The organism is Actinoplanes sp. NPDC049265 (assembly GCF_043197135.1).
Lineage (GTDB): Bacteria > Actinomycetota > Actinomycetes > Mycobacteriales > Micromonosporaceae > Actinoplanes.
In genome coordinates, this window is record NZ_JBICSP010000001.1 from 1,113,414 (window position 1) to 1,132,772 (window position 19,359).

Genomic DNA, 19,359 nt, shown 5'->3' on the forward strand with positions numbered 1-19,359 from the left:
CCCGGATCGTTGAACGGGGGTTCACAGGATGCGGGCTGGGCGGTGGTGGGCCGCGCTGGTGGCGCTGGTGGTGGTGCTGACCCCGGCTCCGGCTCAGGCGCGGGCGGCGCGGTGTGATCAGGTGCCGCGGCCGGGTGCGGTCAATCGTGAGCTTCCGTATGAGGATCAGCTGTACGACCTGCCCCGGCTGGCGTCGCTGGCGTCGGGTGCCGGGGTGCGGGTGGCGGTGGTGGATTCCGGGGTGGACGCGAGGCATCCGCAGCTTGAGGGGCGGGTGGCGGTGGGCCGGGATCTGTTGCACGGCAATCCGGACGGGCGGCAGGACTGTATCGGGCACGGCACGGCGGTGGCCAGCATCATCGCGGCGTCGCCGCAGGTGGGTGTGCCGTTTCATGGGCTGGCGCCGGGGGCGACGATCGTGCCGGTGCGGATCACCGAGAAGGAGACGATCGACGGCAGAGAGGTCGGCAAGGACGGTTCGCCGGCGCAGTTCGCGGAGGCGATCTCGTGGGCGGCGAGCCGTGGTGGCGGCAACGCGCGGGTGATCAATTTGTCGGTGGTGATGACGCGGGACAACGCGGCGGTGCGCCGGGCGGTGGAGCGGGCGGTGGCCGACGGTGTGGTGGTGGTGGCCGCGGCCGGTAATTCCGGTAGGCCGGGTGATCCGAATCTGACGCCGTATCCGGCGGCGTATTCCGGGGTGATCGGGGTGGGCGCGGTCGACGGTAACGGGGTGCGGGCGTCGTTCTCGCAGCACGGGGCGTATGTCGACATTGTGGCGGCGGGCACCGGGGTGACGGCGGCGACGCCGGGTTCGGGGCACGGCGGTTTCGAGGGTACGAGTTTCGCGACGCCGTTCGTGGCGGCGACGGCGGCGCTGATCCTGCAGCGGGAGCCGCAGCTGACGCCGGAGCAGGTGCAGCGGCGGCTGGTCGCGACGGCTGATCCGGCGCCGGGTGGTGGGCGTAGTGACGAGTACGGGTTCGGGTTGCTGAATCCGTACCGGGCGGTGACCGAGACGTTGGGTCCGGAGCGTGTTCCGTCGCCGGTGGCCGCGGCGGACACGGGTGAGGATCCGGCTTCGGTGGCGTTGCGTGCGCGGCGGGAGCGGTCGCAGCAGCGGGCGTTGGTGTTCGGGCTGGCCGGGCTCGGTCTGGTGGCGTTGGTGGCGTTGGTGGGTGCGGTGATCCGGCGGGGGCGGCGCCGCGACTGGCATCCGGCCTGAGGTTCAGGGCTTGGGCTGGATCTCGATCAGGGCGATGCCCGGGTTGGGCAGGTCGAGTTCGAGGGTGAGGGTTCCGTCGGGGCCGGCGGTGAGGGTGCGGGCGGGTTCGGCTTCGTCGAGGCGGTCGTCGGCGGTCAGGGTGTGCCATTGGTCGTCGTCGGGCCAGTCGGCGCCGCCGCCCAGGGCGGCCCAGCGGGCGGCGACGTTGTTGTGCCGTTGGTCGACCCGCCAGGTCCGGGCTTGGCAGTCTGTGCCGGGGGCGTGGCCGGGGACTTGTAGGCGGACGAGCCGGTCGAGGCCGGGCGTGCCGCCGGCCTTGCTCTGGTCGAGGGTGCCGTTCCAGATCAGCACGCTGGTGGTGCCGGGGGCGGAGGTGGCGGCCCAGGCCTGGATGAGGCTGCCGGCGCCGTCGCCGGTGGCCGTGACCGGGAGTTCGGTGTCGCCGAGCCGGTCGAGCAGGCGCAGCGCCCAGTATTTGGGTTTGGCCAGGTTCCCGACGGTGAGCAGCCCGAAGCCGCCGTGGATGAGGCGCTGGGGGCGGCCGAGTTCCTCGAAGTGGTCGGAGATGACCCAGGGGGCGAGGGCGTCAACGCGGCCGGCGGCCGAGCGCATGCCGCGCAGCAGGAACGTGGCCGCGAAGACGGAGTCGTTGATCGGGTGTCCGTGGGTGGCGGTGACGCCCCATTCGGTCCAGAGCAGTGGTTTGCCGCCGGCCAGGGGCCGCAGGTCGAGCGGGGCGGTGCCGTAGACGTGGGTGGACAGGAAGGCGACGTTGTCGCGGGTGGTCTGTTCGGTGATCCAGCCGGCGGCGGCGGTGGCCGGGCCGCCGACGGCCAGTGGGGCGAGGGCGGCGGCGGTGGTGTCGTAGAGGCGCCAGTATTCGTCGGGGGTGCCCGACCAGAACACCGACAGGTTGGCTTCGTTCCAGACCTCGAATTTCCAGTGGCTGATCTCGTCGTGGCCGTAGCGGTCGGCCAGGTGTGCGGCGAACGCGCGGAGGTGGCCGGCCCAGCGGTCCCAGTCGGCCGGGGGCGAGATGATCCCTTCGTACGCGAAGACGGTTTGTGTGGGGTCGCGGGCCAGGTCGGGGGGCATGAAGCCGAGTTCGACGACGGGCCGGTAGCCGAGGGCGAGGATTTGGTCGTAGACGGTGTCGACCTGGTCGAAGGGGGCGGACAGGATGCCGTGGGCGCGGACTTCGGCGATGTGGAGTTCGTGGTGGGCGCGGGCGAGGGCGTCGTGTAGTCCGGTGCCGATCGGGCGGCCGCCGGTGTGGTCGGTGGACAGCAGGTGGGTGAGGTGTTCGGAGCCGATCATGGCGCGCCAGAGGCGGTGGATGGGTGTGCCGGTGGCGCCGATGGTGATCTGGACCTGGGCCGAGGTGTCGCCGTCGGTGACCGGGGCCGGGGCCGACAGTGGGCCCAGGGCGGTGACGGTGGCCAGGGCGGCGACGGCGTAGCAGCCGCCGCGGGTGTCGGTGGTGTCGGCGAAGGGGCCGTGCGGTACGGCGAGGACGTCGCCGCCGCCGAAGTCGGCCACCGTGAACGGGCCGTCGGCGGTGTCCGCGCGGTAGACGGCGTAGCCGATGGCGCCGGGCACGGGATCCCAGGTGACGGTGACCTGGTCGCGGCCGGTGACCGCCCGCACGGAGGTGGGTGCGGGCAGGTCGGCGGTCCGGGTTTCGCCGGGGGTGCGGTCCTGTGCGCCGCCGGCGCCCATGAGCGCGGCCCAGGCCGCCTGTGCCGGTGACGGTGTCGTCATCGGCCGCCACCGAGCTGGGGGAGTCGTTGCCCGGCGGGCACGTTGAATGTCTCGGCGGCCAGCAGGGGCCGGATTCGTTGTTCGAAGGTGCGGTCGACGAAGGCGTGTTTGAGGACGTCGCCGCCGAGGTGGTTGCCGACCGCGCCCATGATCATGGATTGGTCGAGGGAGAGGTAGCGGTGGGCGACCTGGCCGGTGCCGACGTTGACGGCGTCGTAGAAGCCGCCCGGCCCGTAGGCGTCGAAGTGCGCCGCGAGTCTGGTCAGGTTGGCCACGGCGGGGTGTGGGGCGTACGGCAGGCCGAGGAACGCGGCGTGCGGCGTGACCACCGCGTCGCCGTAGGACGGGGTGGGGCCGGCGGGGCGGCAGGTGCCGAACCCGGCGTCGTAGTTGGTTTTTTGCACGTCGGAGGGGTATCCGCCGGTGTCCATGCCCATGGCGTCGACGCCGTAGACGTCGTAGCCGCCGGCCGGGTCGGAGGCGGGGGAGAAGCCCCAGTAGCCGTACCGGGCGTCGTTGAGGCCGTGTTCGATCTGCCCGGCGACGGTGGCGGGATGGTTGCGGCCCCAGGACCGGGGTCCCCATTGGGCCTCGGGCACGAACAGGTCGGGCATCAGGGCCTCGAACATGTCGCCGCCCCAGGACGGCACGAAGGTGATGCCGCGGTAGCGGTAGGAGCCTTCGTACACGCTGACGCCGCGGTGGGTGGTGGTGAAGCCGTGCGGTTGCATTTCCTGCCACGAGTAGTCGCAGTTGTCGGGCAGGGTGCGCATGGTGTCGTAGTAGGCCTGGGCCGGGATCTGCCCGGCGCCGATGCCCAGGTAGGTGGCGATGCGTGGTTCGGTGACGGTGATGTCGTAGTGGTTGCAGGTGAACCAGACGCCGTTCTGCGGCACCGAGCAGCTGGTGGTCTCGGGTGGCGGTTCGGTGTCCCAGAAGCCGCCGCGGATCAGGCCGCGCGGGCCGATCGGGGTGGTGGCGGCCGGGTTGTAGTAGTAGCCGAAGTTCATTCGCGACAGCACCCGGTCGGCCTTGCCCCGCAGGCTGGGGTAGGCGCCGCGGACCACGCGCAGGGCCGCCGCCAGCCAGCCGTTGTCGACGCTGGACAGGAACGGTGTCACCGGGTGGTGGTCCTCGATCGGCCAGGTCGTGATGACGGCGCCGGTGGCCGGGTCGTACCAGTTGTAGAACATTCCCGACGGTGTGTGGTGGCGCAGGGTGGCCAGGGTGTCGAGGGTTTGTGACACGCGGTGGCGGGCTTCGCGTGCGGAGATGACGCCCAGCCGGTCGGCGGCGACCGCGGACCACAGGTAGCCGCCGATGTTGGTGGGTGAGGTGTAGGGCGAGGGTGCCGACAGGTCGCCGGTGATGTTGTCGGAGACCAGGCCGGTCCGTGGGTCGGTCATCGCGGCCAGCGAGTGCCAGGTGTCCTTGGCCCAGGTTCGCAGTGGGTCGGGTTTGGCGGTGGCGGCGGTCGACGACCCCAAGATCAAGATCAGGGTCATCGCGGGTACGAGCAGACGTCTCATTGTCCGGCACCTCTCACTTGAGTCCGGTGGTGGCGATCCCGCGCATGAAGTGCCGTTGCAGGATCAGGAACACGACGAGCACGGGCAGCACCACCACGACCGCCCCGGCCAGCAGCAGCCCGAAGTCGGTGCGGTTCTGCCCCACGCTGTAGAGCGCAAGCGCGACCGGCAGCGTGTACTTGTCCTCGGTGGTGGCCACGACCAGCGGCCACAGGAAGTTGTTCCAGCTCGACAGGAACGTCAGGATGCCCAGGGTGGCCAGGGCCGGGCGGCACAGCGGCAGCACGATCCGGAAGAAGACGCGCCACTCGCCGGCGCCGTCGACCCGGGCCGCCTCGATCAGGTCGTCGGGGACGGTGGACAGGAACTGCCGCATCAGGAACACGCCGAACGGGCCGGCCAGCAACGGCAGGATCAGCCCGGCGTACGAGTCGGCCAGGCCCAGGTTCGACACCAGCACGAACTGGGGCACGAACAGCACCATCGCGGGCACCATCAGCATGCCCAGCACGATCAGGAACAGCGCCCGCCGGCCGGGGAAGCGCAGTTTGGCCAGGGCGTAGCCGAGCAGGGAGCAGAACAGCAGGTTCCCGGCGGTGACCGCGACCGCGACCAGCGCCGAGTTGGCGAAGTAGAGCGGGAAGTCGAGCCGGGTGAACAGCTGCCGGAAGTTGTCCAGGGTCCATGTGTCGGGCAGCCAGGTCGGCGGCACCCGCCGGATCTCGGCCTCCGGTTTCAGCGCGGCCAGGGCCATCCACAGGAACGGGCCGACGACCACCAGCAGCCCGGCCGACAGCACCCCGTAGAGCGTGGCCCGGGCGACGCGGTCCTGCGGACGCAGCATCGTCAGTCCCTCTCGCCGAGCAGCCGGAATTGCAGCACCGACAGCGCCACGATGGCCACGAACAGCACGTAGCTGGCCGCGGCGGCGTAGCCGTAGTTGCCGAACCCGAACTGGTTGTAGATGTGGTAGGACACCGACAGCGTCGCGTTGAGCGGCCCGCCCTGGGTCATCACGAACGGCTCCTCGAACAGCTGCAGGAACCCGATCGAGGTGATCACCGCGCCGAACAGCAGCGTCGGACGTAAAAGGGGCAGCGTGACGTGGCGGAACTGCTGCCGGCGGCCGGCGCCGTCGAGGGTGGCCGCCTCGTACAGATCTGCGGGGATGCCCTGCAGGCCGGCCAGGAACACCACCATCAGGAACCCGAAGTTGCGCCACACCGCCATCACGATCAGCGACGGCAGGGCGGTCGAGGTGCTGCCCAGCCAGTCCGGGCCGGCGACACCGGCCGCGCGCAGCAGGTTGTCGACCAGGCCGGCGTCGGGGTCGAGCAGGAAACGCCAGATCACCGCGATCGCCACGATCGAGGTGACCACGGGCAGGTAGAAGCCGACCCGGAAGGCCGCCCGGAACCGGATCAGTCCCGAGTTCAGCGCCGTCGCGGCGGCCAGGGCGACCACGATGTTCAGCGGCACACCGAACACCACGAAGATCAGCGTGTTCAGTGCCGCCCGGCCGAACAGGTCGTCGGAGAACAGGCGGGCGAAGTTGTCCAGGCCGACGAAGTTGACGGCCAGGGGGTGGCGCAGGTCGGTGGCGCGCAGGTCGGTCAGGCTCATCACCAGTGAGGCGAGCACCGGCAGGGCCATGAAGACGAGGAACAGGACGGTGAACGGGGCGGCGAAACCCCACCCGGTCCACGCGTTGCGCCGTTGACGCGGCGGCGCCGGGGCGGGGCGGGTCCGCGGGACGGTCACGTCAGCCGCCCGTACCGATGGAGTCAGCCTTGCCCTGCACCGCCTTGACCGCCTGGGCGGGGTCCTCGCCGGCCTTGGCGACCTTCTCCATCTCGGTGTCGAACGCGGCCGCGACCTGCTCCCAGGTCGGGAAGGTCGGCGGGGCCTTGGCGTCGGCGAGCTGCCGGCCGAACACCTTGAGGAACTTGTCGTCGGCCAGCGTCGGGTCCTGCCAGGCCGAACGCACCGCGGGCAGGTCGGTGGTCCGCTGGTACCAGCGGCTCTGCACCTCGGGGCGGGCCAGCCACTGCAGGAACTTCCAGGCGCCGTCGCGGTTCTTGGCGTCTTTGAACACGGCGAGGTTGGAACCGCCGATGAACGAGGTGGCCGACTTCTGTTTCGGCATCGGCGCCACCGCGAACTTGTCGTCGAAACCGGCCCCGCCCTGCTCCTTGATCAGCCCCACGTGCCACGGCCCGGACATGAACGCGCCGATCTCACCGGAGACGAACGCCGGTTCCAGGGCGCCTTCCGGTAGTTCCTTGGGGGCCAGGCCCTCGGTGTAGAACGACTGGTAGTACTTCATCGCGTCGGCCAGTTCCGGAGTGTCGAACGTGTATCTGCTGTCGTCGGCGATGCGGGCGCCGTTGGACCAGGCGAACGGCATCACGTACTGCCACGAGCCGGTCTCGCCGGGCTTGAGGTTGATGCCCCATTTCGCGCCGCCCGCCTTCAGGGCCTTGGCCATCGCCTTGAGGTCGTCCCAGGTGGCCGGCGGTTCCGTGATGCCGGCCGCGCGGGCCAGGTCGGTGCGGTAGTAGATCACCCGGGTCTCGACGTACCAGGGCACGCCGTACGAGGTGCCGTCGACGACCGTGGTGTCCCACGCGCCCGGGAAGTAGGTGTCCCGGCTGAACAGCTCGGCCGGCGCCGGGTCGAGCGCGCCGGTCGTGGCGAACTCGCCCTGCCAGGTGGTGCCGATCATCGAAGCGTCCGGGGTCTGCCGGGCCGCGATGGCCGAGGCGATCTTCTGGTGCGCGGCGTCCCACGGCACGGCGGTCACGTTGACGTGCGCGTCCGGGTTCTGCTTGGTGAACTCGCCGGCGAACGCGCTGAGTTTTTCGCCCTCGGTGCCCATCGCCCACACCGTGATCTCGCCGGTGGCCTTGCCCTCGGCCACCGACCGGGCCTGCTGCCGGCCGCCGCCGGAGTCGCGGCCGCAGCCGGCCAGCACGAGCGCCGCCGCGGCGGCCACGACCGCCGCCTTGCCTATGGGTGAGTTCATTGCTCCTCCGGAGGATGGGGGCCGCAGCTGCGCCGCACGACGAGCTGGGTGGGAAGGACCCGGCGCCGGGGCGCGGGCTGGTCGTCGTGGTGGCGTCCGGCGATGCGTTCGTGCAGCCAGCGCGCGGCGGTCGCGCCCAGCTGCCGCATCGGCTGCGCGACGGTGGTCAGCCCGGCGAACCGGGCCGCCATCAGGTCGTCCCAGCCGGTCAGGGCCACGTCGGCGGGAACGCGTACGCCGTGGTCGGCGGCGGCCAGGTGCACACCCAGGGCGACCTCGTCGTTGGCCGCGACGATCGCGTCCGGCCGGTCGCGCAGCACCGCGGCGGCGGCCCGGCGGCCACTGTCGAGATCGAGGGCGCACGCTACGGGCGCCGGCGCGTCGAGCCCGTGCGCGGCCAGCGCGGCCGACACCCCCGCGTAGCGGCCGGCCACGTCCGGCGCGCCCTCCGGGTCGCCGAGGAACACGAAACGGCGATGCCCGTGGGCCAGCAGATGCTCGGTCAGCGACGCGGCCGTGCCCTCGTTGCGGGTGCGGATCGTGTCCACCCCGGCGACGGGTTCGCGGGCCACCAGCACCAGCGGCAGTCCGGTGGCGGCGATCTGCTCGACGACGTCGTCGCCGGCCGACTGGCTGATGATGGCCAGGCCGTCGACCCGGCCGGCCAGCTCCCGCACGGCCGCGGTGGCGTCGGCGCGGCCGTTGGTGGTCAGGATCAGCACGCTGCTGCCGAACCCGGCGGCGGTCTCCTCGTAGCCCAGGACCACCTCGGCGTAGTACGGGCCGACCAGGTCCGGGAACACGATCCCGTTGGCCGCGTGCCGGCCCTCGGCCAGGGAGCGGCCCGACCGGTTGGGGGTGAACCGCAGCTCGGCCGCGGCGGCCCGCACCCGGGCCCGGGTCTGCTCGGTGACCAGCTCGGAGCCGCGCAACGCCCGCGACACGGTCGCGATCGACACGCCGGCGCGCTGCGCCACCTCGTAGATGGTCGCCGCCTTCGTACCTGTAAGCGCTTTCATCGCCACGCCGCGAACGTAACCCCGGCGACACGAGCCCGAAACCTGCGACGGCCCGCCTCGCGTGTTCTGCGGTTTCCGGCAGAACGTGCGAAGCGGGGCCGCTCTCTGCAAGCGCTTACATTGCTCCGATTCGACTCAGAAGCGCTGGTTGTACTTCGGCGACTTGAACGTCTGCCCGTTCTCCAGCAGCGTCAGCTGTGCGTAGATGTCGTCCTCGTCGTCCTCGAACGGCGGCTGGTCCTCGTTGAGCACCGCGCGGTCCACCGTCGCCTCGAAGTTCGCGCTCAGCCCCCACTCGTCCGACGCGCCGGCCTGACCCTGCTGGTTGAGCGTGTAGACCGAGTGCTCGCCCTCGAACGGCCACGTACTGATGTCGGAGGCGACGATCTCGGCCCGGAACGGCGTCGCGTTGTGGTCGATGTACTGCTGCGCCTGCGCCCGCGACATGTGCGCGTCGATGCCGATCCGCACGTGGTACCGGCCGTCGGGCAGGTGATCGATGGTCAGGCAGACGTTGCTGCCGGTCGCGCCGGTGCACTTCATGTCGGCGTGCGCCGGCGACGCCATCACCCCCAGGGTCACCGCGGCCGCGCCACCGACCGCCAGAACCTTCGCCAGCACACTCTTGCGTTTGTTCACAACCGAACTCCCCTTCGTCGCGGAGGACCCTCGCCTCCTGCCCGAAAGCCTGTCGGCCCCCACCGGCCCGGCCGCCGATCCCGGACGATCCCGGACGCCCACCGTCGGCTCGGCGACAGCGATGTCACGCCCACCCATGATCTGATCGATCGACCATGACCGATCAGCTCGAACCGCCCGACCCCGGCGGCGCACACACCCTCGACGACCTCGCCGCCCGGCTGCGCACCCTGAAGATCTGGGCCGGCGACCCCTCCTACGAGACCATCCGGGCCCGCGTCAGCACCGCCTGGCGCGCCGCCGGCCGACCAGCCGCCGAAGCCGCCGGCAAGAACACCGTCGCCGACTGCTTCCGCACCGGACGCCGCCGGATCAACGCCGACCTGGTCGTGGCCATCGTCGCCGCCCTGCACGACGACCCCGGCTACGTCAACCAGTGGCGCCAGGCGCTACGCGTGATCAGCGGCGAGACCGCCGGCGGCGGGCAGGTCCGGGTCCTCGGCACCCTGCCCCCGTCGGCCGGCGACTTCACCGGCCGGGCCGCCGACCTCACCCGGCTACGGGCCCGGCTGCGCGCCGGGCAGGTCGCGACCATCACCGGGCCGCCCGGCACCGGCAAGACCCGGCTGGCCGTACACACCGGACACGCCCTGCTGCACGCCGGCCACGTCGACCGGGCACTGTTCGTCAACCTGCGCGGCTACCACCCCGACGGTCCGCCGGCCGACCCCGCCGCGGTCCTCGACGGATTCCTGCGGGTGCTCGGCGTACCCGCCGCCCGGATCCCGCACACCCCGGCCGCCCGCCGCGCCGCCGTCCGCGCCGCCGCCGGCGACCGCACCCTGCTGATCCTCGACAACGCCGCCGACGCCGCCCAGATCCAGCCCCTGCTCACCGGCGGACCGGCCCTGATCACCAGCCGCCGACGCCCGGCCGGGCTGGCCGCCACCGTCGCCCTCGGCCCCTTCACCGCGCAGGAATCCGCGGCCTTCCTGGCCCGCGAACTCGCCGGCATCCCGGTCGGCGCCGACCCGCACGCCGCCGCGCGCATCGCCGAACGCTGCGGGCACCTGCCCCTGGCCCTGAGCGTGCTCGCCGCGCACGCCCGCGCCACACCCGGCTGGACCCTCACCGACCACGCCGAACGCCTCGACGAGGTCCGCCCGCACGACACCGTCCTGGCCGCCATCGGCCTGTCCTACCGGCGGCTCACCCCCGACCGGCAGACCCTGCTGCGGCTGGCCGCCCTGCACCCCGGCCCCGACACCGACGAACGCGCGCTGGCCGCCCTGACCGGCGCCGCCCTGCCCGCCACCCGCGCCGCCCTGCTCGACCTGCGCCGCGACCACCTGCTCGACGAACCGGCCCCCGGCCGGTACGCCCTGCACGACCTGATCCGCGCCTACGCCCGCGACCGCTCCGCCGACGAAGACCCGCCCCAGACCCGCCGCGACGCCACCACCCGCCTGCTCGACCACTACGTCACCGCCGCCGCCACGGCCGCCGCCCAACTCAATCCGGCCGAAGCCGACCTGCTGCCCGCCGCGCCACCCGGCCCGCTCACCCCGGCCCTGTCCAGCGTCGGAGCCGCCGTCGCGTGGCTGGACAGCGAACGCGTCACCCTGCTCGCCGCCATGGCCCTCACCGCCGCCCCCGCATGGCACACCCAGGCGATCCAGCTGTCCGCCGCCCTCTCCCGCTACCTCTACGGCGGACACGTGGCCGACGCGTGCACCGTCCACGAGACGGCCATGCACGCCGCCCGGGCCCTCGGCGACCGCCCGGCCGAGGCATGGTCGCGGATCCGGCTCGGCGTCGCCATGCTCACCGCCGGCCGCCTGACCCGGGCCACCGAGCACATCAACGCCGGACGGCGCCTGTTCGCACAGTTCTCCCCGGCCGGCGACGTCACCGGGCAGGCGGCCACGGCCTACCTCGCCGGCGTCGTGCACGCCGCCGAGGGCCGCCTCGAACCGGCCACCCACGACCTGCGCCTGTCCATCGGGTTGTTCCGCGCGACCGACCGCCCGGCGTCGCTGGCACGTTGCCTGACCGCCCTGGCCGGGGTCGAGCGGCGGCAGGGCGACCTCGACACCGCAGCGGCCCACCTGGCCGAATCGGCACGGCTGTCCGCGACCGCCCGCGACGCGCTCACCCTGGCCAAGACCCGGACCGTCCTCGGCGAGGTCGAGACCGGCCGGGGCAACCTCAGCGCCGCGGCCCGCCACCTCGGCGTCGCCACGCGCCTGTGCCGGGCCACCGGGCAACCCGCGTACGAGGCGTGGGCGCTGCACAGCCTGGCCCGGGTCCGGGAACACCAGGGCCGCACCGCCGAAGCCCTGCGGGCCTACCGCGACGCGCTGGACGGCTTCCGCCGGACCGGCCAGCAGGACGGCGAACGGGCGGCATCGCGGGGCCTGGCCGCGGTCGCTCAACCGAGCGCGGTCCCATCATGATCCACGGGGCCGCGCGGCGAGGCGCTCCGCGTCACCGGCCGGCGGCTGCGATCGTCTTGTAGAAGAAGCTGCAGTCGCGCGGCACGCCGGACGGGTCGGCGGCCATCGCCGGGACTATGCCGTAGCGGTGCCAGCCCGCCCGCTGGTAGAGCGACTCGGCGGCGCTCGCGGTCTCGGTGTCGAGCATCAGCAACCTCACCCCGGTGGCGGCGGCGGTGTGCTCAGCCGCGGCGAGCAGCCGGCGGGCCAGGCCACGGCCGCGGTGGGTACGCAGAACGGCGAGCTTGAGCACGTCGGCGCGGTGCCGCTGGTTGGGCTTGTCCGCGTAGGCCAGGGAGATCGTCCCGGCCACGACGCCGTCGTCACGGGCCACCCACACGGCCAGGCCGCCCGCGCCCACCGCGGGCGAGCGGGCCCGCCACCACGCCGTGGCCGCGGGCACGTCGAAACCGGCCAGGAAACCCACCGACGCGCCGTCGTCGACCGCGTCCACCAGCACCGCGGCCAGGGCGGGCAGCTGCTCCTCGAACGACGCCGCGTCCAGCCGCTCGATCACGGCAGCACCGGCCCGACCGCGCGGGTTCTCGATCATGGCAATACCGGCACGATCGGGTACCGCCCGACCGGATTCTCGATCACGGAAGCACCTGCACGATCGCGTACCGCACCGCACGCCCGCCCGGGTTGCGGAACCGGGTGGCGTGCCACAGACGGAACCGGAGGCAGTCACCGGCGGCCAGCTCGTGGGTCGCGTCGCCGTCGGTCAGCGACAGGACGCCGTCCAGGACCCAGACGTGCTGCTCCAGGCCGGGCACGGTCGGGCGGTCGTAGGCCACGTCGGCGCCCGGCTCGAGCACACCCTCGATCAGCTCGGCCCGCAGCCCGGCGTGCGGCGGCGACACCGCGCGGCGGGTGAACCCGGCCCCGCCGTCGCGCCACACCGGCTGCTCGGCCGCCCGCACCAGCGCCGCGGCCGGCGCGGACTCGACCTCGGCCAGCAGCCGCGACTGGGTCATCCCGTACGCCGCGCAGATCCGGCCCAGCAGCGCCGTCGTCGGGCTGACCTCGCCGCGCTCCAGCCGCGACAGCGTCGACCGGCTCACCCCGGACCGGTCGGCCAGAAATTCCAGCGACCAGCCGCGCCCGGCCCGCAAAGATGCGAGGCGGACGGCCAGCCGGTCCTCCACAGCGTCTCCCACATCCGGGATGCTATCCCATATGCGAGAGGACGGTCATGTTCGAGCCGGGACTGGCCCTGTGCGGGGCGTTCTACCGCGAAGTCGTACGGCCGCTGCTCGACCAGCCGCACACGGCCGCGCTGATCGGGCCCGGCTCGGAGGTCCTCGGGTTCGACTCGCCCCGGTCCACCGACCACGACTGGGGGCCGCGGCTGCAGCTGTTCGTGGCGCCGGAACTGGCCGGCGAGATCAGCGCGATGCTCGGCCGGCGGCTCCCAGCGAGCTTCCGCGGATACCCGGTCCGCTTCCCGGCGACCCACGGCACCGACGGGCACCAGGTGTGGGCCGGCCCGCTCGCCGAGTGGTGCGCCCAACGGCTCGGGTTCGACGCGACCCGCGGTGTCACCGACGCCGACTGGCTCGCCACGCCGACCCAGCGGCTGGCCGAGACCACCGCGGGCGCGGTCTACCACGACGGCGACGGCGAACTGACGGCCCTGCGCGACCGGCTCGCCTGGTACCCGGAACACCTGTGGCGCATCGTGCTGGCCGCGCAGTGGACACGGATCGCGCAGGAGGAGGCGTTCGTCGGGCGCACCGCCGAGGCCGGCGACGAGCTGGGCAGCCGGGTCGTCGCCGCGCGGCTGGCCCGCGACGTGATGCGGCTGTGCCTGCTGCTGGAACGGCGTTACCCGCCCTACAGCAAATGGCTGGGCTCGGCGTTCGCGGCGCTACCGGACATCACGGCCACGGCGGCGGCGCTCCGCACGGCGGTCGGCGCCGGCGACGCGGCGCTACGGCAGGAGGCGCTGTGTACGGCGTACGAGCTGACCGGCCACCGGCAGAACCGGCTCGGCCTCGCCCCGGCCGTGGACACGACCCGGCGCATGTATCACGACCGCCCGTACCCGGTCATCGACGCCGGCCGCTTCGCCGCCGCCCTGCACCCGGGGTGGACGCCCGGGGCCGTGGACACCTATGTGGACAGCACCGACGTGCTGGCGCGGCCGGCGCTGACCCGGGCCCTTTCCGGCGCGACCCACCGGGACAACCCGCAGCCGGGCGCGGGGAGGTCTCCCCGCAGCTAGGCCGGCGCCGGACAGCGGCGACTGATCGGCCCGGCGTACCCATCACAGCCGTTGACTTCAGATCTGGGCCGGCACCCGTCACAGCCGTTGGCTTCTGATCTGGGCCGGCACCCGTCACAGCCGTTGACTTCTGATCTGGGCCAGCACCGCCTCGGCCCGCCGGATCGTGCGCTCGACCTCCGCCTCGGTCCGGCCGATCTCGCCCAGCATCTCGGGCAGCCCAGCCGCCGCCAGCATGCCCTTCTCGTTGAGCAACCAGCGGCCCTGCCCGGCCAGCACCGCATGACACATCACGCCGACCGCCCGGAACAGGCAACCCGCCGCGTAGGTCGGATCGTGACCCTTGCGGGACTGCGCGAACAGGAACTCCGCCTCCCACAGCCGGTCGGTCAGCGCGGCCGCCAGCCGCGGCGGGAACACCCGGGTCTCGGCCTGCAACGCGGCCAGCTCACCGGTCGGGTCGGCCAGGATCCGGGCCAGGGCCAGTTCCCCGGCGTACGCGTACGACGCGAACCCCAGCGGATGACCCACCTGGAACCCGAACTCGTAACGCCCCTGCCGGCAGTCGTCCCACACCGCCCGCACCCGGTCCAGGTCGCGGTAGATCCAGTCGACCTTCTCACCGCCGACGCGCAGCCAGCCGCCGCCGTCGACCCACGGCCCCCACCCGCCCGGCCCGGTCAGCTCGGCCGGTTCGTCGGCGAGTTCGCCGGCCAGCGCCCGCAACGCGTCGACATCGAGCGCGCCGCGGTAGTAGATGCCGATGTCATGGTCGGAATCGGGCCGGTGGGTGCCCCGCGCCCGGCTGCCGCCGAGCACCACCCCGACGACCCCGCCGACCGTCGCGATCCTGTCGTGCATCGGCCTAGCATCGTCGATGTGAGCCTGGAAACGGCATTGATTATCCCGGTCCCGGCGGCCGAACCGATCGTCGGCGCGCACCGCGCCCGCTTCGACCGGGCCGCCACCTGGGGCATCCCGGCCCACGTCACCGTGCTGTACCCGTTCCTGCCGCTCTCCGAGATCCGCACCGCCGCGCTGGCCGCCCTGTTCCGCCGCTTCGCGCCGTTCACCGCCCGGTTCGACGAGATCCGCTGGTTCGAGCCACGGGTCGTATGGGCGGCGCCGACACCGGCCGCGGCGTTCCGGGAGCTGACCACGGCCGTCTGGGAGCAATACCCGGCGGCCCCGCCGTTCCGGGGCGAGTTCGCCGACATCGTGCCGCACCTGACCATCGGCCACGACGCGCCCCGCGAGGACCTGCACGCCGCCGGCCAGGATGTCGCGGCGCGGCTGCCGTTCACCGCCGAGATCACGTCGGTCGACCTGGTCGCCGGGCTGACCGGGAGCCGGCCCTGGCAGACCGTGGCCGGCTTCCGGCTGGGTTCCGTCTCTTGAGACGTTCTCGTGTGGCCGGTCGGGACACGGTGGCAGGTCTGGGCGGGTCAGGACATGCGGATGACCTGGCCGGTGAGGTAGCGGGCCCGATGGGTGGTGAGCAGGGTGATGACCTCGGCGACCTCCTCGGGCTGGGCCACGTGCCGCAGCGGGCCGGCCGCGACCGCCGCCGCCTCGACCTCGGGCGTCACCCAGCCGGTGTCGGTGGCCGGCGGATACACCATGTTGGCGGTGACACCGTACGGGCCGAGTTCCTGCGCCGCCGACATCGTGTAGTTCTCCTGGGCCGCCTTGGCCGCGCCGTACGAGACCTCCTGCGGGAAGCCGCCCGGCCCGCCGGAGGTCAGCCCGATGATGCGCCCCCAGCCGGCGCCGCGAGCGAGGTGCCGGCGCGCGAACTCGGCGATCAGCAGGGCCGGCGCGCGGACATCGACACCGAACTGCTGGTCGACGCCGGCGGCGGTGACCGGTCGCAGGGTACGCCCGAACCGGTCGCGCTCGGCCGGCAGGAAGGTGTCGGCGAGCCACCCGCTGGCGTTGTTGACCAGGATGTCGACCGGCCCGAGCTCGGCTTGCGCGCGGTCGAACAGCCGCCCGGGGACGGCGGGGTCGCGCAGGTCGGCCTCCACCGCCACGGCTGATCCGCCGGCGGCGCGGATCTCGTCGGCCACCGCGCCGGCCGAGCGGGCCCGCAGCTCGTGGTAGGTGGCGGGATGCGGGTCCGCGGGTTCCAGGCGCAGGTAGGTCAGCAGGACGGCCGCCCCCTGCGCGGCCAGGGCGCGGGCGGTGGCCGCGCCGATACCCTGGTTGGCGCCGGTGATCAGGGCGACGCGGCCGCGCAGTTCCGGTTCGGTCATGGTTCAGGGTAGATCGGTGATCCTCACCGCGGGTCTGGCCGCGCTGCGGCGAGCGCGCCCAGGTAGGTGTCGAGGGCGGCGGCGCCGGTGAGCATGGCTCGGGCCCGGGCGGTGAGCCGCTGCTGCCAGTCGTCCAGCATGGACTGGACCGGTTCGATGCCGCCGGCCGTGCGGACCTGGGCGATCAGCGGGGCGATCCGGTCCAGCCGGTAGCCGCCGCGGCGCAACTGGTGAACGAGCTGGGCGTCGCGGACGTCGGCCTCGCTGTACACGCGGTAGCCGGTGTGGCGGTCGCGGCGGGGCTGGAGCAGGCCGGCCCGTTCCCATTTGCGCAGCGTGGCGGGGCGCAGGCCGAGTCTGTGGGCGAGCGGCCCGACGAACGTGACGCCGGCGGCGACCGGGACCGGCGCCAGGTCGCGCAGGGCGGCGGCGACGGCGGTGAGGGTGCGGCGGTCGTCGAGCAGCTGCGCGTGGCTCTCGTCGACGATGCGCAGGGCGTCACCGACGATGCCTTGGTTGACGGCTCGCATGATCGTCGCGGCGGTGCGGTGGCCGTGGCCGGGGACGAGGGCCAGGAAGGCGCCCAGTGCGTACCCGTGCTGGGGTTGATAAAGGCGGTAGCCGGTGGGGCTGCGCGTGGCGGCGGGAAGGATGCCCTCGGCCTCGTAGTTGCGCACGGCCTGGGTCGACAGGCCGTGCGCGCGGGCCAGATCAACCGGCTTGAGGCGTACGCCCTCTTGAAGGTTTAGACCGGTCATCTCCAGCTCGCGCCGCGTCGAAGGTTCAACCGTCGGTTCAACGATAGCGTTCATGGTATGGATATCGGAATCAGCCGGCGACCGCGGATCCTAGGCCTGGGCGAGCCCACCCATCAGGAGGATGTGCTGCTGGAACTGCGCAACGACGTGTTCCGGCGGCTGGTCGAGCAGGACGGCTACCGAGTGCTCGCGATCGAGAGCGACTGCCTGCTCGCCACGGCCGTCGACGACTACGTGACCCAGGGCACGGGCACGCTCGACGAGGCGCTCGAGCGTGGTTTCAGCCACGGGTGGGGCGGCGACTCGGCACCCAACCGGGCCCTGCTGACCTGGATGCGGGACGTCAACGCGGATCGGCCGGCCGGTGAGCGGCTGCGGTTCGCGGGCGCCGACGGGCCGCTCGAGATCACCGGGCCGGAAAGCCCACGCGCGGCTCTGACCTGGATCAACGAATATCTGGGGCGGCCCTGCGGGGCGGAGCGGCTGGAGGCGCTGCTGGGCGACGACCAGCGGTGGACCAACCCGGCGACGATGTTCGACCCGACGGCGTCGGTCGGGCAGTCGGCCGACGCGCGGGAGCTGCGGTTGCTGGCCGACGATCTGGTGGCGCGGCTGGAGATGGACACGCCGGGGCTGATCGCGGCGACATCGCGCGACGAGTGGGACCGGGCCCGGCTATACGCGCGGACCGCGCAGGGGCTGCTGCGCTACCACCACGGGATGGCGGACTCGTCGCCGTTGCGGGTGGATCGGCTGCTCGGCGTACGCGACTCGATGATGGCCGCGAACATCCTGGCCGCTGCCGAGTGGGGTCGCACGCTGGTGTTCATGCACAACTCGCACCTGCAGCGCACGAAGAGCTCGATGCGGCTGAACTTCGACCTGCGCCCGCGGTGGTGGTGTGCCGGTGCGCTGCTGGACGCGCGGGTGGGCGACGACTACGCGTTCGTGGCCACGGCCGTCGGCACGATCCGCCACCACGAGGTGGGCACGCCACCACCGGACACGATCGAGGGCATGTTGTACGCGCGGCCGGGCGACCGGTTCCCGGCGGACCCGCGTGAGGTGGCCGCCCAGAACCCGGTCGCCCGGACGTCCGAGTGGTTCGGTTACGCCCCGCTGGACCCGGCCGAGCTGGCCGCCATCGACGGGCTGGTCTTCGTCCGCGACTGCACCGGCAGCTGACCGACCAGCGGGACGGCCGTGGCCAGGGCGATCGCGGCGATGACCACGGTGAACCCGGTCAGGGCGACCGGGAGACTGACCACGAGGGTGGCCACGCCGAGGCCGACGACCGGCACGGTCAGCCCGATGTAGCCGATCAGGAAGATCCCGGCCAGCACCTCGCCGCGGTGGGCGGCGTCGGCCAGCGGACCGGCCACGGCCAGCGCGGCCTTCAGCAGCGGGCCGGCGCCGGCGCCGGCCAGCAGTCCGCCGGCGAAGAACCAGCCGAGCGAGCCGGCCACCACGACCACCGCGGTGAGGGTGACGATGCCGGCCACCAGCAGGCCGGTGGCCAGGCCGATCTGGGCGCGCAGGCTCAGCGGCCGCATCAGGACCTGGGCGGTGACCGCGGCGGCGAACGCGACGAACACCACGAACCCGGCGGTGGCCTTGGAGGTGATGTGCAGCTGGCCGGCGACGAAGCCGGGCACCAGCGAGGTGAACAGGCCCATCACCGCGAAGCCGGCGAACGCGATCCCGCCGGCCCGGAAGAACCGGCCGCGGGCGTGGTCGGGGACGCGGACGCGCTGGGGGCGGTAGGCCGGGCGAACCTCGGGCACCGCGGCGGTCTCCGGGACCAGGGCGACGCCGAGCAGGGCCAGGGCGAGCAGGACGACGAAGACGACGTACGGGGTGACCAGCGGCGCCGGCGCCCACTGGGCCAGCACCCCGGACAGCGCGGCGCCGACCCCGAAGCCGCCGAGGTTGGCGGCGGTGGACACGACCTGGCCACGGCCCGGGTCGGCGCCGGGGCGCGCGGTCAGGTGCAGGTCGAGGATGTGCGCGGTCAGGGTGGCGGTGAGCATGCCGATGCCCAGCCCGGAGACGACCCGCGCGACGATCAGCCCGGGCAGGTCCGGCCAGAGCAGGAACAGGGCGGCGGACAGCAGTTCCAGGGCCACGGCGGGCAGCAGAACGCGCCGGCGGCCGTGGCTGTCGCCCAGGTGCCCGGCGAGGAAGAGGCTGATCACGACGCCGACGGCGTACGCCGCGAACGCGATCGTGACGGCGAAGGTGGAGAATCCGTCGCGCTGCTGGTACAGCGACCAGAGCGGGGCCGGCACCGTGCTGTACGCCATGACGATCAGGAACGAGAGAGCGGCGACCCAGAACCCGCTGGTGCGATTGAGCATGGGCCAACCATGCCGCTGCCGTTTGTGCGCGTCCAACGATAAGATCTGATCCGATTGATCGCGAACGGA

General features: G+C 72.9%; 18 protein-coding genes. 5 read left to right on the plus strand and 13 right to left on the minus strand.

Annotation, left to right across the window (positions count from 1 at the left end):
* Positions 1-28 precede the first annotated feature (28 nt).
* Entirely contained in the window at positions 29-1,225 is a 1,197-nt protein-coding gene (gene mycP / locus ACGFIO_RS05345) for a type VII secretion-associated serine protease mycosin (RefSeq protein ID WP_392822291.1), read from the plus strand.
* Between the two features lie 3 nt (positions 1,226-1,228).
* Here the strand turns inward: mycP and ACGFIO_RS05350 are convergent, their stop codons facing one another.
* The 7 genes from ACGFIO_RS05350 to ACGFIO_RS05380 all read right to left on the minus strand — a co-directional run bounded on the left by ACGFIO_RS05350 (position 1,229) and on the right by ACGFIO_RS05380 (position 9,198).
* On the minus strand, positions 1,229-2,986 hold the full coding sequence (locus tag ACGFIO_RS05350; protein ID WP_392822293.1) for a xylan 1,4-beta-xylosidase: 1,758 nt from the start codon (positions 2,984-2,986) through the stop codon (positions 1,229-1,231).
* Entirely contained in the window at positions 2,983-4,515 is a 1,533-nt protein-coding gene (locus tag ACGFIO_RS05355; RefSeq protein ID WP_392822295.1) for a glucoamylase family protein, read from the minus strand. The genes ACGFIO_RS05350 and ACGFIO_RS05355 overlap by 4 nt, the downstream gene beginning before the upstream one ends.
* Positions 4,516-4,528: 13 nt before the next feature.
* Positions 4,529-5,359: a carbohydrate ABC transporter permease gene (locus tag ACGFIO_RS05360; RefSeq protein ID WP_392822296.1), complete on the minus strand. Its 831-nt coding sequence runs from the start codon at positions 5,357-5,359 to the stop codon at positions 4,529-4,531.
* 2 nt (positions 5,360-5,361) lie between these two features.
* Entirely contained in the window at positions 5,362-6,276 is a 915-nt protein-coding gene (locus ACGFIO_RS05365) for a carbohydrate ABC transporter permease (protein ID WP_392822298.1), read from the minus strand.
* 1 nt (position 6,277) lies between these two features.
* On the minus strand, positions 6,278-7,540 hold the full coding sequence (locus ACGFIO_RS05370) for a sugar ABC transporter substrate-binding protein (protein WP_392822300.1): 1,263 nt from the start codon (positions 7,538-7,540) through the stop codon (positions 6,278-6,280).
* A complete protein-coding gene (locus ACGFIO_RS05375) occupies positions 7,537-8,559 on the minus strand; it encodes a LacI family DNA-binding transcriptional regulator (RefSeq protein ID WP_392822599.1) in 1,023 nt (340 codons plus the stop codon). The genes ACGFIO_RS05370 and ACGFIO_RS05375 overlap by 4 nt, the downstream gene beginning before the upstream one ends.
* A gap of 135 nt (positions 8,560-8,694) precedes the next feature.
* Complete coding sequence (locus ACGFIO_RS05380) at positions 8,695-9,198, minus strand: hypothetical protein (RefSeq protein WP_392822303.1); 504 nt, start codon at positions 9,196-9,198, stop codon at positions 8,695-8,697.
* Positions 9,199-9,353: 155 nt separating this feature from the next.
* Here ACGFIO_RS05380 and ACGFIO_RS05385 point away from each other — a divergent pair, with 155 nt between their 5' ends.
* Positions 9,354-11,654, plus strand: coding sequence for a hypothetical protein (locus ACGFIO_RS05385; protein ID WP_392822305.1), 2,301 nt, complete (start codon positions 9,354-9,356; stop codon positions 11,652-11,654).
* Positions 11,655-11,685: 31 nt separating this feature from the next.
* On the opposite strand, the gene ACGFIO_RS05390 is transcribed toward ACGFIO_RS05385, so the two are convergent.
* Both ACGFIO_RS05390 and ACGFIO_RS05395 read right to left on the minus strand, forming a co-directional pair.
* Complete coding sequence (locus ACGFIO_RS05390; RefSeq protein WP_392822307.1) at positions 11,686-12,246, minus strand: GNAT family N-acetyltransferase; 561 nt, start codon at positions 12,244-12,246, stop codon at positions 11,686-11,688.
* A 43-nt stretch (positions 12,247-12,289) separates the two neighbouring features.
* The gene (locus ACGFIO_RS05395; RefSeq protein WP_392822310.1) at positions 12,290-12,853 is read right to left on the minus strand and encodes a helix-turn-helix domain-containing protein; all 564 of its coding nucleotides are present in this window, start codon (positions 12,851-12,853) and stop codon (positions 12,290-12,292) included.
* A gap of 35 nt (positions 12,854-12,888) precedes the next feature.
* On the opposite strand from ACGFIO_RS05395, the gene ACGFIO_RS05400 reads away from it, so the two are divergent.
* Entirely contained in the window at positions 12,889-13,920 is a 1,032-nt protein-coding gene (locus ACGFIO_RS05400) for a DUF4037 domain-containing protein (protein WP_392822312.1), read from the plus strand.
* 114 nt (positions 13,921-14,034) lie between these two features.
* On the opposite strand, the gene ACGFIO_RS05405 is transcribed toward ACGFIO_RS05400, so the two are convergent.
* Positions 14,035-14,781: a nucleotidyltransferase domain-containing protein gene (locus ACGFIO_RS05405; RefSeq protein ID WP_392822313.1), complete on the minus strand. Its 747-nt coding sequence runs from the start codon at positions 14,779-14,781 to the stop codon at positions 14,035-14,037.
* Positions 14,782-14,799: 18 nt separating this feature from the next.
* On the opposite strand from ACGFIO_RS05405, the gene ACGFIO_RS05410 reads away from it, so the two are divergent.
* On the plus strand, positions 14,800-15,318 hold the full coding sequence (locus ACGFIO_RS05410; RefSeq protein ID WP_392822315.1) for a 2'-5' RNA ligase family protein: 519 nt from the start codon (positions 14,800-14,802) through the stop codon (positions 15,316-15,318).
* 47 nt (positions 15,319-15,365) lie between these two features.
* Here the strand turns inward: ACGFIO_RS05410 and ACGFIO_RS05415 are convergent, their stop codons facing one another.
* The gene (locus ACGFIO_RS05415; protein ID WP_392822318.1) at positions 15,366-16,175 is read right to left on the minus strand and encodes an SDR family NAD(P)-dependent oxidoreductase; all 810 of its coding nucleotides are present in this window, start codon (positions 16,173-16,175) and stop codon (positions 15,366-15,368) included.
* Between the two features lie 23 nt (positions 16,176-16,198).
* Complete coding sequence (locus ACGFIO_RS05420; RefSeq protein WP_392822320.1) at positions 16,199-16,933, minus strand: TioE family transcriptional regulator; 735 nt, start codon at positions 16,931-16,933, stop codon at positions 16,199-16,201.
* 57 nt (positions 16,934-16,990) lie between these two features.
* Here ACGFIO_RS05420 and ACGFIO_RS05425 point away from each other — a divergent pair, with 57 nt between their 5' ends.
* Positions 16,991-18,118 carry an erythromycin esterase family protein gene (locus ACGFIO_RS05425; protein ID WP_392822323.1) on the plus strand — a complete coding sequence of 376 codons (1,128 nt, stop codon included), beginning with the start codon at positions 16,991-16,993 and terminating at the stop codon, positions 18,116-18,118.
* On the opposite strand, the gene ACGFIO_RS05430 is transcribed toward ACGFIO_RS05425, so the two are convergent.
* The gene (locus ACGFIO_RS05430; protein WP_392822325.1) at positions 18,043-19,290 is read right to left on the minus strand and encodes an MFS transporter; all 1,248 of its coding nucleotides are present in this window, start codon (positions 19,288-19,290) and stop codon (positions 18,043-18,045) included. The two genes, ACGFIO_RS05425 and ACGFIO_RS05430, sit on opposite strands and share 76 nt — an antisense overlap.
* Positions 19,291-19,359 lie beyond the last annotated feature (69 nt).